The sequence below is a fragment of the Nocardia donostiensis genome (genome assembly GCF_002081715.1).
Taxonomy (GTDB): Bacteria; Actinomycetota; Actinomycetes; order Mycobacteriales; family Mycobacteriaceae; genus Nocardia; species Nocardia donostiensis.
Genome location: NZ_MUKP01000002.1, coordinates 100161 through 115170 on the forward strand (window position 1 = coordinate 100161; position 15010 = coordinate 115170).

The 15010-nt window shown below is 68.0% G+C and carries 14 protein-coding genes; 8 read left to right on the plus strand and 6 right to left on the minus strand.

Annotated elements, in window-relative coordinates:
- Window positions 1-118 precede the first annotated feature (118 nt).
- The 5 genes from B0T44_RS01945 to B0T44_RS01970 all read left to right on the plus strand — a co-directional run bounded on the left by B0T44_RS01945 (window position 119) and on the right by B0T44_RS01970 (window position 5982).
- Window positions 119-691, plus strand: coding sequence for a putative immunity protein (locus tag B0T44_RS01945; RefSeq protein WP_077114969.1), 573 nt, complete (start codon window positions 119-121; stop codon window positions 689-691).
- Between the two features lie 406 nt (window positions 692-1097).
- Entirely contained in the window at window positions 1098-1568 is a 471-nt protein-coding gene (locus B0T44_RS01955; RefSeq protein WP_077114971.1) for a hypothetical protein, read from the plus strand.
- A 740-nt stretch (window positions 1569-2308) separates the two neighbouring features.
- Entirely contained in the window at window positions 2309-3523 is a 1215-nt protein-coding gene (gene cobG / locus B0T44_RS01960) for a precorrin-3B synthase (RefSeq protein WP_077114972.1), read from the plus strand.
- A gap of 75 nt (window positions 3524-3598) precedes the next feature.
- Window positions 3599-4234: a precorrin-8X methylmutase gene (locus B0T44_RS01965; RefSeq protein ID WP_077114973.1), complete on the plus strand. Its 636-nt coding sequence runs from the start codon at window positions 3599-3601 to the stop codon at window positions 4232-4234.
- Window positions 4231-5982 (plus strand): precorrin-2 C(20)-methyltransferase, encoded by a 1752-nt coding sequence (locus B0T44_RS01970; protein ID WP_077114974.1) that lies wholly within the window; start codon window positions 4231-4233, stop codon window positions 5980-5982. Before B0T44_RS01965 ends, B0T44_RS01970 begins: the two co-directional genes overlap by 4 nt.
- A gap of 94 nt (window positions 5983-6076) precedes the next feature.
- Here B0T44_RS01970 and B0T44_RS01975 read toward each other — a convergent pair whose 3' ends face one another.
- Entirely contained in the window at window positions 6077-6499 is a 423-nt protein-coding gene (locus B0T44_RS01975) for a hypothetical protein (protein ID WP_077114975.1), read from the minus strand.
- A gap of 50 nt (window positions 6500-6549) precedes the next feature.
- A complete protein-coding gene (locus B0T44_RS01980) occupies window positions 6550-6906 on the minus strand; it encodes a nuclear transport factor 2 family protein (RefSeq protein WP_077114976.1) in 357 nt (118 codons plus the stop codon).
- A gap of 155 nt (window positions 6907-7061) precedes the next feature.
- Here B0T44_RS01980 and B0T44_RS01985 point away from each other — a divergent pair, with 155 nt between their 5' ends.
- Window positions 7062-9761 carry an AAA family ATPase gene (locus B0T44_RS01985; protein ID WP_077114977.1) on the plus strand — a complete coding sequence of 900 codons (2700 nt, stop codon included), beginning with the start codon at window positions 7062-7064 and terminating at the stop codon, window positions 9759-9761.
- Between the two features lie 128 nt (window positions 9762-9889).
- Entirely contained in the window at window positions 9890-10369 is a 480-nt protein-coding gene (locus B0T44_RS01990; RefSeq protein WP_245839183.1) for a PadR family transcriptional regulator, read from the plus strand.
- Window positions 10370-10380: 11 nt separating this feature from the next.
- Here B0T44_RS01990 and B0T44_RS01995 read toward each other — a convergent pair whose 3' ends face one another.
- Window positions 10381-10989, minus strand: coding sequence for a TetR/AcrR family transcriptional regulator (locus tag B0T44_RS01995; protein ID WP_077114978.1), 609 nt, complete (start codon window positions 10987-10989; stop codon window positions 10381-10383).
- 89 nt (window positions 10990-11078) lie between these two features.
- On the opposite strand from B0T44_RS01995, the gene B0T44_RS02000 reads away from it, so the two are divergent.
- Complete coding sequence (locus tag B0T44_RS02000) at window positions 11079-11927, plus strand: class I SAM-dependent methyltransferase (protein ID WP_077114979.1); 849 nt, start codon at window positions 11079-11081, stop codon at window positions 11925-11927.
- A 345-nt stretch (window positions 11928-12272) separates the two neighbouring features.
- On the opposite strand, the gene B0T44_RS02005 is transcribed toward B0T44_RS02000, so the two are convergent.
- From B0T44_RS02005 to cbiE, 3 genes are all read right to left on the minus strand, one after another.
- Window positions 12273-13019, minus strand: coding sequence for a cobalt-precorrin-6A reductase (locus tag B0T44_RS02005; protein ID WP_077115156.1), 747 nt, complete (start codon window positions 13017-13019; stop codon window positions 12273-12275).
- Window positions 13016-13639 (minus strand): DUF8020 domain-containing protein, encoded by a 624-nt coding sequence (locus tag B0T44_RS02010; protein ID WP_077115157.1) that lies wholly within the window; start codon window positions 13637-13639, stop codon window positions 13016-13018. The genes B0T44_RS02005 and B0T44_RS02010 overlap by 4 nt, the downstream gene beginning before the upstream one ends.
- 75 nt (window positions 13640-13714) lie before the next feature.
- A complete protein-coding gene (gene cbiE, locus B0T44_RS02015; RefSeq protein ID WP_077114980.1) occupies window positions 13715-14995 on the minus strand; it encodes a precorrin-6y C5,15-methyltransferase (decarboxylating) subunit CbiE in 1281 nt (426 codons plus the stop codon).
- Between the last annotated feature and the right edge of the window lie 15 nt (window positions 14996-15010).

Below are 15010 nucleotides of genomic sequence, written 5' to 3' on the forward strand. Positions count from 1 at the left end.
GTGCCCACGCGGCAGATTTACCGAGCGGAGCCACCCACTACTTTGAAGGTTTCTCTGCGCTGTCCTGCTGATATCACTGGAAAGATTCAACCCTTGTTTCAACGATACAGTTGACAGAATGGCTGACGGCGTGGCTGATGAAAACCTGAAAATCGAACTCAGCCTGGCTGAACTACGCGCGATCACGGCCTACGGCGTGGCCTGCGCGGAACCCGCACTGGCGATATTCGAACGCGAACGCCCCGACGATCAGCGCCCACGCACCGCAATCGACGCTGCACAGGCGTTCGCGGAGGGAGCCGAGCGAACCAAGGCGATCCGTGACAGCGCGTGGGCGGCACACCGGGCATATCAAAACGCACGAGACGCAGGACAGACCGCGGCGAGCGATGCTGCGCGCGCGGCCGTTGCCGCAGCCAGTGCAGCATTCCTGCACCCACTGGCGAAAGCGACTCAGGTCCTGCACATCCTCGGATCGGCCGCCCACGCGGCGCGCGCCTTCGAGCTCGATGCCGGCAACGACCGCAACATCGGCGCCGACCATATCGACAAGGCAAGAGACCTAGCCGACCCCACCGTGGTGAACGTTCTGATGCGTTACCCGAACGCCCCGAGTGGTCGCGGCCGCGCCGGAGAGCTGATGCGGATATTGGATGCATCGCTGCGCCGGCTGGCGACCGACCGGTTTTAGACGCGCACGCAGGTCCGGATCGATCGCAGTGGGTCATTCCCAGGAGGACAACACATCTTCCGCTCCCCGAACAAGATCCACTCCAGCGTGTTTCGCCTCTTGCGCGATTCCGGCCCGGCTCGCAGCGACCAGACCTGTTTCGCCACCAGCCCGCGATCAGCGCCGACCGGGTCGGTCTCGGGATCGAACCGCCTATTCCACCAACCGCCCACGGTTCCCACGTCGGGCCAAGGCAGCCGTTCCCCCAGAGCCGCAGGAGGGAAGTTACCAGCAGGAGACGGCGCGAGGTCGGAGCGACGACCCACCCCTACTTCCGGGGCCTTTCGCCCTGCGCTGCAGCCGGTAACGTTCACGGCGGGAATTACCACCCGCTCCGACGAGCGGACACCACGGGAGGGAACAGATCATGACCCGTACGCGAGGAATCAGCCGTCACGTCCGGACAAGCACCATCGCCGCCGCGACGACCCTGTGCGCACTCACCATGGCGACACTCGCCGCACCGACCGCGACAGCGGCACAGAGCGCGTCCGTCGTCGAAGGCCGGGGACGGATCCTGGTCACCGTCGACAAGGATCACCCGAACGAAACCACCGACGAAACGATATGGATGGACGGCCGCGAACTCCGGCACTGCGGCTGGGGCAACCGAAACACCGTCGGACAGAACCGTTATCACCGCATCTGCGACGTACCCGCCGGCACCCACCACATTCAGGTACGCGATCCCGGCAGGGGCACTCTCGTCGACAGCCACGTCACCGTCCCACCGCCCAACGGTCTCCTCGACATCGTCGACACGGTGATCAGCTGCCTACACCTGCCACTCCCCACCGATCCCACCTACCAGGACAGCTTCTGTAAACAGATCGGCTGACCTCCCGTGAAGGGAAACGCCCAGGTAGCCACTACAGTGCTCCTTCCCGATCAACCTCGGGAAGAACTATCCCCAACTCGTTGGGATGTGCTGCCGACGAGGTAGGCGATCTCTCTCACGACCCATCCCTGAATGGGGGTGGGGCCAAAACGTACGACGGCGAATCGGCAGAGCCAACCGTAGTGGGGAGTGCCGGGATAACCGACACTCCCGCCGGGCCGGGAATTAGATAAGTCGGGGGTCGATGACGACGGCCTGTCCGACGGGGACAAATGTGAACGGACAATATGCAGCGGCGGTATTACCTTCGCGCGTCGACACACTGTATACGTCTCTTTCATTCAGGGCAGGGCCTCGGCAGGTAACGCGCAGGGTGAACGTATTTGCCCAATCGGTGCCGCGGGTAAGGTTTGAACACGTTGCCGTTACTCCAAAGCAGGGGATAGCGGCTTATCCGTGCTGACACGGGGACTCGCGAAATTACGGAACAAACGTGCGGCAGCGCCCTGATCTGGTAACGCAATTTTTCACATCAGCCACCGAACATCGCTGCTCTGATTCTCCGGTTTCCCGACCCGAACCCGACACATTGCGCCGCGAAAAGTGAAGCTGGGAGCATCCGGCCAGGCGAAGCTCTTTCAGGGCGGACCGAGTCGACTGATCGGAGCCTGCCGAACAGGCCGAACACTCGCTTACCGGCCGCGCAGCCGGCTGCGGCACATCCGTAAGCTGGTCGGATCATGACGCGCACAACTCCCGACTCCTGCCCCGGCGTCCTGCGACTGCACGAGGCCGCCGATGGCCCGTTGGCGCGGGTCCGGTTGCCCGGGGGGCGGGTCGAGCCGGGGCAGATGCAGGTGCTGGCGGAGGCGGCGCGGGAGTTGGGGGACGGGAATATCGAGCTCACCTCGCGCGGGAATGTGCAGCTGCGTCGGGTGCGGGATGCCGCGGAACTGACCGGGCGGCTGGAATCAGCCGGGTTGCTGCCGAGTCACACGCATGAGCGGGTGCGCAATATCATCGCGTCACCGCTGGCCGGTCGGGTCGGGGGCGGTGCGGATGTGCATGCGCTGGTTCGCGAGTTGGACGCCGGGTTGCGGGGGGCGGCGCGATTGGCCCAGTTGCCCGGGCGAGTGTTGTTCACCCTGGACGACGGCCGCGGTGATGTCAGCGGGCTGAGCCCGGATATCGGGGCGCATGCCACGGCCGCCGACGAGTTCGCGTTGCTGCTGGCCGGGCGTGACAGCGGTATCCGGGTCTCGGCGGGCGATACCGTCGATGTGCTGCTCGCCGCGGCGTACGGGTTCCTCGAACTGAGCAACGGACAGTGGCGACTGCACGAGATCGACGACGGTATCGACCGGGTCACCGACCTGCTCGGCCGCACACCCGGTCCCGAACGGCTCCACCTGGATACACCGACCGAGCTCCCGATCGGCTGGCTGCCGCAGGACGACGGCCAGGTCAGCCTGGGTGCGGGTGTGCCGTTGGGTTCGCTGCCCGCGCGTACCGCCGAGTTCGTCGCGGCGGTCGAACGGCCGGTGCTGGTCACCCCGTGGCGTGGCCTGGTCATCACTGATCTCGCCGAGGGGCCGGCCGAGCAGGTCGTGCGAGTCCTCGCTCCGATGGGTTTGATCTTCGACGCGCATTCGCCGTGGTTGCAGGTCACCGCATGCGCGGGGCTGCCAGGTTGCGCGAAATCCCATACCGATGTGCGCGCCGATGCCGCGGAAGCTGTTATCTCCGGTCGCGTCGTTCCCACCGCCTCGGTATCCGGCGTCACTGCCTCCGGCGTCACTGCGGGATTCCCCTCACCTGTCACCGTCCCCGCCGCTCAGGTCGTCGCCGCCGGACGCCAGCACTGGTCCGGCTGCGACCGCCGCTGCGGACGCCCGACTGGCCCGGTCACCGAGATCACCGCAACCCCGGACGGCTACCGGATCACACCGGCCTGATCTTTTGCGCCCGTTCACGACGAACGTGGCCACCCACACCCCGGCCGCCCTCCGCGCCCCGAATAGGGTGTCCGCATGTCCGACGTGCGCACCAGTTACCTCACCGACGCGGCCGAGATCTATCGGCAGTCGTTCGCGATCATTCGGGACGAGGCGGATCTGGACCGGTTTCCGGCGGATGTGGCGCAGGTGGTGGTGCGGATGATCCATGGGTGCGGGCAGGTGGATCTGGCTGCGGATATCGCGTTTACTCCGGGTGTGGTGGCGGCGGCGCGGGGGGCGCTGCGGGCGGGGGCGCCGATTCTGTGTGATGCGAACATGGTGGCTTCGGGGGTGACGCGGAAACGGTTGCCCGCCGACAACGAGGTGTTGTGCCTGCTGGGGGATCCTCGGGTGCCGGAGTTGGCGGCTCGGATGGGTAATACTCGGTCGGCGGCGGCGCTGGAGTTGTGGCGGGAACGGCTCGACGGGGCGGTGGTCGCGATCGGGAATGCGCCGACAGCGCTGTTCCATCTGCTGGACATGCTCGACGCGGGCGCGCCGCGGCCTGCGGCGGTGCTGGGTATCCCGGTCGGGTTCGTGGGGGCGGCCGAATCCAAGGAAGCGTTGATCGCTGCCACCGGTATCGAGTACTTGACCGTGCGCGGCCGGCGTGGGGGCAGCGCCGTCACCGCATCGGCGTTGAACGCGATCGCGAGCGAACAGGAATGACGGTGCGAGCGGGCAAACTGTGGGGTGTCGGGCTCGGGCCGGGCGACCCCGAACTGGTGACGGTGAAGGCGGCGCGGGTGATCGGTGCGGCCGATGTGATCGCGTTCCACAGCGCGCGCCACGGCCGCAGTATTTCGCGGGGGATCGCCGCACCGTATATGCGGGCCGGGCAGCTCGAAGAGCACTTGGTGTACCCGGTCACCACCGAGACCACCGATCATCCGGGCGGCTATCAGGGCGCGATCGAGGAGTTCTATACCGAAGCCGCCGAACGGCTGGCGGCGCATCTGTCGGCGGGGCGTTCGGTGGCGTTGCTCGCCGCCGGTGACCCACTGTTCTACAGCTCCTATATGCATATGCACCGGCGACTGGCCGACCGGTTCGAAGCCGAGATCATTCCCGGCATCACGTCGGTGAGCGCGGCGTCGGCCGCTCTCGGCACGCCCCTGGTGGAGGGTGAGCAGGTGCTGACCGTGCTGCCCGGCACCATGTCCCCCGACGAACTCACGCAGCGGTTGCGTGACACCGATGCGGCCGCGGTGATGAAACTCGGCCGCACCTATCCCGGTGTCCGCCGCGCACTCGCCGATTCGGGGCGGCTCGACGACGCCTACTACATCGAAAGAGCCAGCACCGGACGTCAGCGGGTGCTGCGCGCCGATGATGTGGACGACTCCGAAGTCCCCTACTTCGCGATCACCATCGTCCCCGGACCCGAACCCACCACCTCGCTTCCCGTTTCGCAATCGGAGAGGTCCCGATCCGAGCCCGCCCCGGCCGCGGCACCGGCGCAGCGCACCGGTACCGCCTCGGGCGCACCACTGGAGCACCCGCACCGTACTTCTGGGCGAACAGAAAATGGCCTCCCGCCTCAGCCGCAACATGCCGTCACGAATGGCGGCGCGCCGCGCGGGCAGATATCTGAGGCGCGGATTCCGTCGGATGCGACAGCAGCGTCGATGAACACCCGAGCCGACGAGGCAGCAGACGGCGAGGTTGTCGTCGTCGGTCTCGGCCCCGGTGCGAGCGAGTGGACCACTCCCGAGGTCGAGCAGGCGTTGGCCGAGGCCACCGACATCGTCGGTTACACCACCTACGTGAACCGGGTCCCGCTCCGGCCGGGGCAGCGGCGTCACGCCAGCGACAACCGGGTCGAATCCGAACGTGCCGCCATGGCACTCGACCTCGCCCAGCGGGGGGCGCGGGTTGCGGTGGTCTCCTCCGGTGACCCCGGGGTGTTCGCGATGGCGGCGGCGGTACTGGAGGAATCCGCCGCACCGCAGTGGGCGGGCGTCCCGGTCCGGGTGCTGCCCGGGGTGACCGCGGCGAACGCTGTCGCGAGCCGAGTGGGGGCACCACTGGGCCACGACTACGCGATGATTTCACTGTCGGATCGGCTCAAACCGTGGGATGTGGTGGCGCGCCGGCTGTCCGCGGTCGCTGCCGCCGATATGGCGATCGCCGTCTACAACCCCGCGTCCAGTCAGCGCACCTGGCAGGTGGGCGCGATGCGGGACCTGCTGCTCGAGCATCGCGACCCGCGGACACCGGTGGTGATCGGCCGCGAGGTCGGCGGCCCGCAGGAAACCGTGCGCGTGGTGGCGCTGGCCGACTTGAACCCGGCGGAGATCGATATGCGCACGCTGTTGATCATCGGCGCCTCCACCACGGCGCTCGTCGACACCGGCGACGGCCCGCGCGTCTACACCTCCCGCCGCTACCGGACCCCGGCCGAGCACATCCGATAGCGTTCACCGAGCGAGCGTCGGCAATCCGGAACAGCCCTGCCGGCATGGCGAGACGGCCGCGGGATACCGCGGCCGTCTTTGCCTTCTCGGCAGTTCATCGAGCCTGCCGCAGCCCCTGATACTGCAGGGCCGCGAAGGCACCGACCACGACGGCCTGCAATACCGTCCAGATCGCGCCTGTCACGCTGGGTTCCAGCATGCCCCCGGCCAACGCGATCAGGCTGGCAACCGTCCAACCCACATTCACCGCGATCACCACCCGCGATGCGCCGCGGGAGATACGTGCGGGCTGGGCTACCACGGCGACCGCCATGGCGTAGACGGTCAAGAAGATGCCGACCGGGACCCCCACACGCTGGTCGAGGCCGAGCAGTGATTCGATCGGACCGGACAATGCCAGGTAGGCCAATCCGTTGACGCCGGTGACCAGCGCGTCCGTGCGCAACGACAGGCGCAGCAGCGTGTCACCCGGAGCGCGCAGGGTGGACAGAAAACCTGAGGCGGTGGCGGTGGTCATGAGAGAACTCCTGAGGGATGGGAGATGCGGCCGGACGGCCGGGAACTGGGTCAGGCGGAGGCGGGCACTTTGTCGAGGAAGCCGTACACGGCGCTGATGCGGCCTTCGGCGACGACGGCGACGTCGAAGCCGATCACTACGGCCGGGCCGTCGACCGGACCGAGTTCCCAGGTGAACCGGACCTGATCGTGATGGGCGTCGATCGGCCCGGCCAACCGGAACACCCAGCCGGGAAACTGTCCCTGAGCGGCGGCGATACCGGCGTCGATCTCCTCATGTCCCCGCACGGCCATCAGCGGATCGGTGTACGCGGCGTCTGCCGCGAACACTCGCGCGACGGCGGCCTTGCGGGCGGTCGGGTCGGTGACGTTCCATGCCTCGAGATACTGGGCGACGATGTCGTTCACGGTGCCTCCTGTAGAGCTTCGACCTGCGGGTCGAAGTCGGTTCTGGGTTACGCGGACAACGTTATGGCGCAGGTGAGGTCGCCGAATCAGTCATCCATCAGTACTTTTCGCGATGAGCGACCGGTCGTGTAGGTCGAGACGGCTACGGTGATCGGATGCTCTATGGACGCGAGGCCGAGCAGGCCCGTATCGACGCACTGCTGGCCGCGGCGCGGGCAGGCCGCAGCGGCGCACTGGTGCTGCGCGGCGACGCGGGTATCGGCAAGACCGCGCTCCTCGACTACGCCGCCGCCAAGGGCATGGCGACGGTACGCAGCGCAGGGATCGAATCGGAGGCCGAATTACCCTTTGCCGGGCTGCATCTGCTGATGCGCCACGGCGCTCCCCCGCTCGACACGCTTCCACAACGGCAGCGCGAGGCCCTCCTCGGCGCGTTCGGTACGACCGACCACGACCCCGGCGACCGCATGCTGATCGGGCTCGCGGTGCTCTCACTCCTCGCCGAGGAAGCCGCCGAGCAACCGCTGCTGTGCCTGATCGACGACGCGCACTGGCTGGACCGCGCTACCGCGGACACGCTCCTGTTCGCGGCACGACGCCTGGATGCCGAAGGCGTGGTGATGATCTTCGCCTCCCGCACCGGCACCGGCGATTTCCCGGCGCCCGGCCTGGACGACATGCTGGTCACCGGGATGCGCCAGGACGCGGCGGCGGCACTGGTGGACAGCCGTTATCCGGAACTGTCGCCGACGGTGCGGTACCGGTTGCTGGTGGAGTCGGGTGGCAATCCGCTCGCGCTGCTGGAATTGCCCGCCGTGCTGGCCGCCGAGACCCCCGGCCCCGATCCGCTGCCGCTGACCCAACGGCTGCGCGACGCGTTCCACGGTCACCTATCCCGGCTCCCGGACCGAACTCGGTCGCTGCTGCTTGTCGCGGCGGCCGCGGGCGCCGCGGATCTGGGCACGGTACTGCGCGCGGCCGCCGAACTCGGTGTGGGTCTGGCTGATCTGCAGCCCGCCGAGGAGGCCGGGCTGGTGCGCACGGACGGAGGTGGTCTCGTCTTCCGGCATCCACTGCTGCGGTCGGCGGTCTATCAGAGCGCAGCGCTGACGCGCCGCATCGCCGCGCACCGGGCGCTGGCCGAGACGATGACCGGCCCCGGCAAAGCCGATCTGCGAGCCTGGCAGTTGGCCTCGGCAGCAACCGGCCCCGACGAAACCGCGGCCGCCGCGTTAGAGGCGACCGCCGATCGGGCCCGTAAGCGCAGCGGCTACCACGGCGCGGTAGCCGCATACGCCCGCGCCGCCGACTTGAGCATCGATGCGAGAGCGAGGCTGCGCAGGCTGCTTCCCGCCGCAGAAACCGCCGCCGAGACCGGGCAATTCGATATGGCGCTGCGGCTGGCCGAGCAAGCCGCAGCGCTGACCGACGACCCGGTGCTGATCGCCCGGCTCGACCTCGTGCGCGGCCTCGCCGAATTCGGTGCGGGCCGAGCGAGTCCTGCGCATCGGCTACTACTCGGCGCGGCCGCACGTATCCGTGAACGCGATCCGCTGCGCAGCGCACGGATACTCGTCCAGGCCGTCCACCCGGCGTGGTATCTCGGTAACACCGCACTGGCGGAAGTGGCCGAGCTGTTCGCCGGACTCGACCTGCCGCCGGACGAACCGATGTCCCCTATTGCGCAATACATGCTCGGGGCCGTCGCCGCCCGCTACACCGTCGACCTACGGGAAGCGGCCGTTCGAGCGCGCGACCTCGGAGCCGACAGCCCCCGTGACCTGGTGCAGATGTGCGGAGCCGGTTTGGTGGTCGGCCAGGACGTCCAGGTCGGCGAGCTCGCCGCCGAACTCATCACCGAATGCCGGGAACAGGGCCGTATCGCCCTGCTGCCCGCGCTGCTGTTCTTCCGCGCCGAAGCCGAGACGGCGTTGGGCAGGCCGAGTGAGGGCAGGATCGCCGCGACCGAGGGGTTGCGCATCGCCGAAGACAGTGCGCTGGGGCAGTGGATCAGCCAGCACCACGCCTACCTCGCCTATCTTTCGGCGCTGACAGGCCGCGAGGACGACTGCTCGGCGGCGGTCGCGCGGGCCACCGCGGAAGAGTTCGGGGGTGATCTCGCGCCCGGCGCTGGCTGGGCCCACGCGGCGCTGGGGCTGCTCGATCTGGGCTCGGGTCGCGCCGACAACGCGCTGCGGCGATTCGCGCCGCTCACCGTCGAACCCGCACGTCATCATGTGGCCGGCCTGCGGGTGCTCCCCGATATCGTCGAAGCCGCTGTCCGGCTCGGCGCACCGGAACGAGCGGGTGAGGCGATGGCACGCCTCACCGCCTGGGCCGCATCCGCGCGCAGCGAATGGATCGAGGCACTCGCGCAACGTTGCCGCGGCTTGCTCGCCGCCTGCGCCGATGTGGCGGCACCCGTAGTGGAGGAACACTATGTGGAGTCGCTGCGGATCGGTGGACGGCCGCTGGAGCAGGCCCGGACGCGACTGGTCTACGGGGAGTGGCTGCGCCGGGTGCGCCGCAAACACGATGCCAGAACCCAACTACAGCAGGCAGCCGAGGCTTTCGACCAGATGGCGGCGGTACCGTGGGCGCAGCGTGCGCGGGCTGAACTGGCGGCTCTCGGTACGAGCGGCCCCGCGGCGGCCGGTCCGGGCGTTGGGGCCCGGCTGACCCCGCAGGAGCTGCAGATCGTGCGGCTGGCCGCGCAGGGGCTGTCGAACCGGGATATCGCGGCACAGCTTTTTCTGAGCCCGCGCACCGTCGGCCATCACCTGTACAAGGCCTACCCGAAACTCGGCGTCACCTCGCGCGGTGAGCTGGCGGCTCTCCAGCTGGGAATCGGGTAGCGCAGTCCGATAACATCCCACTATGGAATATTTCCGTTGAAGGGAGTCCGGTGGCGGTGAGTACGCGCGGGCAGCGACCGTTGAATTCCACGGCCGCGTCACTGCTGGGATTTCTGCACGAGGGCCCCATGTCCGGCTGGGACCTGATCACCATGGCCCAGCGTCGGATCGGTGATTTCTGGACCATCACCCAGAGCCAGGTCTACCGAGAACTGGCCGCCATGGACGCCGCCGGGCTCGTCACCAAAGGCGAAACCGGCGCCCGTGACCGCACCCCGTACCACATCACCGACGCCGGACGCGCTGCGTTCGCCGCCTGGATCGCCCGCGACCCCGGCGCGGAAACCATCCGGGTGCCGCTGCTGCTGACCCTGAACTTCGGTGACCACCTCGACCCCGCCCACCTGAACCAGCTCGTGGCCGATGGCCGCGAGGTGCACCAGCAGCGCCTCGACCGCTATCTCACCGAGGATCTCTCGACACTCCCCCCGCATCGAGTGGCGACGCTGGAGTTCGGTATCGCCTATGAACGTGCGGTACTCGCCTGGTTCGATCGTTTGCCGGAGCTCTTGCATTCGGCTCCCGCCGTCGCGGACAGCAGCCAGTAGGGACGAGCACGTCAGCCGTCGATCGCGGCGGATCGTCCCGGTCCGAGTGTCGCGACATGCTGGTGGAGAACGGCTCGGATAGTCGCCCGATCGACGGCCCCGTGGGGGGTGACAGCATCCAGCGACAGGCCGGAGATGAGGGCAGCGAGGCGAACTGCTTCCTGCTCAGGGGCGGCCACCTCGATAGCGGTCAGCGCTTCCACGAGGACCGTATGCAGGTCGGCGGCCATCTGTCTGGTTACCGGCTCGAACGCGGGGTTGGTTCGCGAGGCGGCGATGACCTCCATCAGGACGATCGCTTCTCGGTGCTTCTCGTCGTCCAACGGAACCAGCTCCTCGAGTACCGCGAGCAGGTGCCGTTTCGCTGCTTCGCCGCCCTGTACTGCCGGCGCAGGGCGGCGGGCGAGGCGCTTGCCCATGCGGTCTCCTGCCTCGGTCACCGCCGCAACGACCAGAGATTCGTGGTCGGCGAAATAGTGACGGACCGAGCCCACATTCAGGCGGGCCTCCACAGCGACCTTGCGAAAGGTCACGGCAGCCAGGCCGTTGGCGACGACCAGGCGTAGCGCTGCCTCGGCGATATGGCGGCGGCGCTCATCAGCATCAACCTGTACAGGCATCGAGACAGTGTAAATACCGATGCAGGATGTATCACGCGCGTGATACAAAGGGTCGATCCGAGGACCGACTCCTTTCGAAAGGACCAGCCATGCACGAGGCAGAAGCCATCGCCGCAAACCGGGCGAATTGGGACGACCGAGCCGACGTCCACATACGCTCGGCGATGTACGACGTCGATGGCTTCCTGAACGACCCCACCGACATCTCGCAGGTCGTGCAGAACGACCTGTCGGTGCTGGCTCCGCACCTACCGGACTCCGGAGTCCAGGACCGCTCGCTGCTGCACCTGCAGTGCCATATCGGCACCGATACGATCTCATGGGCTCGGCTCGGGGCGATCGACGTACACGGGGTCGACCTGTCACCCAAATCCCTGCACCATGCGGCGCGCATCGCGCAGGCCGACGGCCGGGACATCGCCTGGGTAGAAGGCGACGTACGGTTCGCCTCGTCGCTGATCGACCGACATTTCGACACCATCGTCACCAGCGCCGGAACCATACTGTGGCTACCGGAACTCGAGCACTGGGCCCAGTCGATCCACGACCTCCTCCAGCCGGGCGGGGTGTTCATGATCCGCGACGATCACCCGATCCTCGGCGCAATGGAATTCGAGCCCTGGGCGATCACCGACGATTACCTCGGTGGCGGCGGGGCCCGAACCTACGAAGACTCGGGTAGCTACACAGAAAACTCGGCCGGCCTCATCGCACACGTCACCAATCACGAATGGCGCCACGACCTGGGCGAGATCGTCGGCTCACTGCTGCGTGCCGGGCTGAGCATCGAGGCACTCATCGAGCTGCCCTATATGGACTGGCCCGCGTTCGGCGACCTCATCCCCTGCCCCCAGGGATGGACACTGCCAGCGGAATCGCCCAGGATCCCGCTGAACTTCGCCATCGTCGCCAGGCGTCCCGACCAGCCGCAGGCCTAACACCGCTACCACTATGTCGTGAGCCGGCACCTCTCTTTGCCGGCCGCACACCCAGGCTCGGCGTCAGCTCGTTCGACATCATCGCGCTCGTCAGCGTAGAGGAACCTTCCGGCCCGTCGAACCCTCCCTCGACCGCCGCTCTCTGGTGCGGGTTCCACCCCCGCCCTGTCCCTGCCCCCAACCAAAGCCCGTGCACGGCGCAACCCGAGGTACCTGTACCGAAGCCGTTATGAGACAGGCGCGTAGCATCCCTAGCGCCTGTTCAGCCCTTACCGGTCCTAGCGGCAGTAGGGCTGTCGGCGGGTCGTCGGTGCGGAGGAACGCCAGATTCGGGAGACAGCCGAGTCAGCGGCCGCAGGCACCTGCGCACACTCGTTCCCAGGTCTCGGCGACGGTCGCGGTGAGGACCACTCCCGGCGGAGTGGGGGGCCGGTCGATCATGACGACCGGGATCCCTGCGGCGCGGGCGGCGGTGAGTTTCGCGGAGGTGAGGTCGCCGCCGCTGTCTTTGGTGACCACGGTGTCGATGCATTCGCGGACGAGTAGATCGGTTTCGTCGGCGACGGTGAACGGGCCACGGGCGAGGAGCAGTTCGTATCGAGCCGGAAGGGGTGGATCAGGTGGGTCGATAGCGCGGATCAGGAACCAAGGCCGGGTGAGTCCGGCGAAGGCGGAGACACCCTGGCGTCCGATAGTCAGTAGGACCCGTTCCCCCACGTCGGCAATGGTTTCCGCGGCTGCGGCGAGGTCCGGGACGCGGATCCAGTTGTCGCCGGGCTCGGCCGTCCAGCCGGGTCTGCTCAACCGGATCAGTGGTAGGTCGAGGGCGGAGGCTGCGGCTGCGGCATTGGCCGTGATGGTTCCGGCGAACGGGTGGGTCGCATCGACGACGAGGTCGATGCGGTGGGCGAGCAACCAATCACGTAGTCCTTCGGCGCCACCGAACCCGCCGACGCGCACCTCGCCGGCCGGGAGCACCGGCTCACGAACACGACCGGCGAGCGAGGACACGATCTCGAATCCCCGCTCGCCGGAAGCGATCTGGGCGAGCTCCCTGGCTTCCCTGGTGCCGCCCAGTAACAGAATTCTCAGGGCTGGCCGCTGAAGTAGGCGAGGCCGGCATTGAGCAACGACGGCCCACCCGCAACCGCGAGGCCGATGATCGCGCCCAGCACAGCGCCCGGCAAGATGCCGACGCCGAAGAACAGGATGCCGACGGCGGCGCCGATCAGACCGCCGACCAGAGCCCCCAGCGAGGCGCGCTGCAGCTCGGCCATGAACCACTGCTGCGCCCCGATGAACTCGGCCTGCGACGGCGCGCCCGCGACCGGGGTCGCTTGCGGGGTCAAGGTGAGGCGGCTGTTGTCGGCGTCGATCTCGGCAGCGATCTCGACCGGCCGGTTCGCGGCGGTCACGACCAGCGGGATGCTGGTGACGACGGCGCCTTCGGCGTTGGTCAGGGTGACGGCCTTGTTCTCGGTGTCGAGGCGGAACGCGCCACCGGACACCGTGGTCACCAGCGATTTGCCCTGTTCGGCCAGCTCGAGGGTGTAGTTCACGCCCTGGTCCTCACCGGTGACGGCGGGCACCGTAGCGTTCTGGTCCTGAGCCGCCGGCGGTGCCTCGGCAGGTGCGGCATAGCTGGTTCCGGCCGTGACACCGGTGGCGGCGACAGCCAGGAGCGCGGTGGCGGCGAACTTCTTGTATTTCATGGATCTCCCCGTCAGGAAATGTTTTCCGATCATGATCGGAACTCGCACAGACGATACCCGTTGGCACCGACGGGTTTAAGACCGAATTTCCCCGGAATGGGCATGCCGTTGCCTCCTTTTCACCACAGACCATTGGGTGACCGGCAGCTGCGGACGCCATGTGGTGAACCGGCCGAGTGGCTCACCCCGGTAGATCTGGTAACGACGCAGTTCACCGCCGTACTCGTCGGCCAAGGACAGCAGCAACGCCTCCGATTCCGCCGTCACCGCGTTCGCCACCATCCGCCCACCGTGGCGCAGATGCGCCCAGCATGTCTCGAACAGGCCGTGCTGGGTGAGGCCACCACCGAAGAAGATCGCGTCCGGCGGTGCGGGGTCGGTCCCACCCAATTCGGTCATGGCCTCACCGCGCACCTGCACACCGGGTGCCCCGAGGGTGGCGGCATTGCCGGCGATCTGGCGGCGGCGTGCACCGAGCCGCTCGAAAGTGACGGCGCGGCAGGCCGGATCGGTGCGGCACCATTCGATGGCGATACTGCCCGACCCGCCGCCGATATCCCACAGCAGTTCGCCCGGTGCCGGCGCCAGGGCAGCGAGTGTCAGGGCGCGTATCTCGGATTTGGTGAGCTGCCCGTCACCTGCGTACACGCTGTCGGGCAGGCCAGGCAGCCGAGTGATGCGCACTCGGTCCAGGTCGGCGACCGCGTGCACGGCGACGATGTTGAGCGGGTCTGCGGGCGGATGGTTCCAGCCGGCGGCGGTCCCGGAGACGAGCCGTTCGGCGGGCCCGCCCAACTGTTCGAGCACGGTCAGCGCGGATCCGCCGAAGCCGTGGCCGGCCAGCAGGTCAGCGACGTGGGCGGGCGTGTCCTGGTCGTTGCTGAGCACCAGAACCCGCCGCTGGTCGGCCAATTCGGGAAGCAACCCGGTCAGCGGGCGAGCGACAGCGCTGACGATCGCGACCTCCGGTAAGGACCACCCCAGCCGGGCACAGGCCAGCGACGCGGACGACGGCTGCGGCAACACTCGCAACGCCTGCGGCCCGACCAGCCTGGCCAGAGTCGTACCGATCCCGTAGAACATCGGGTCACCGCTGGCGAGCACCCCCAGCCGGACGTGGCGATACTCGTCCAGCAGCCCCGCCACCGCAGGCAGCAACGGCGACGGCCAGCGCACCCGCCGCGCAGTGACCGCATCGGGCACCAGGTCCAGCTGCCGCGGCGACCCCAACAGCACCTCGCAGTCGACGAGCGCCTGACGCGCTGCCCGGCCCAGGCCATCCCAGCCGTCGGCCCCGATGCCGACTACTGGTATCGGCGCACCGTCCCACCGGACGCTGCCACCCGATTCCGACATCACTCCCGCGCTCCT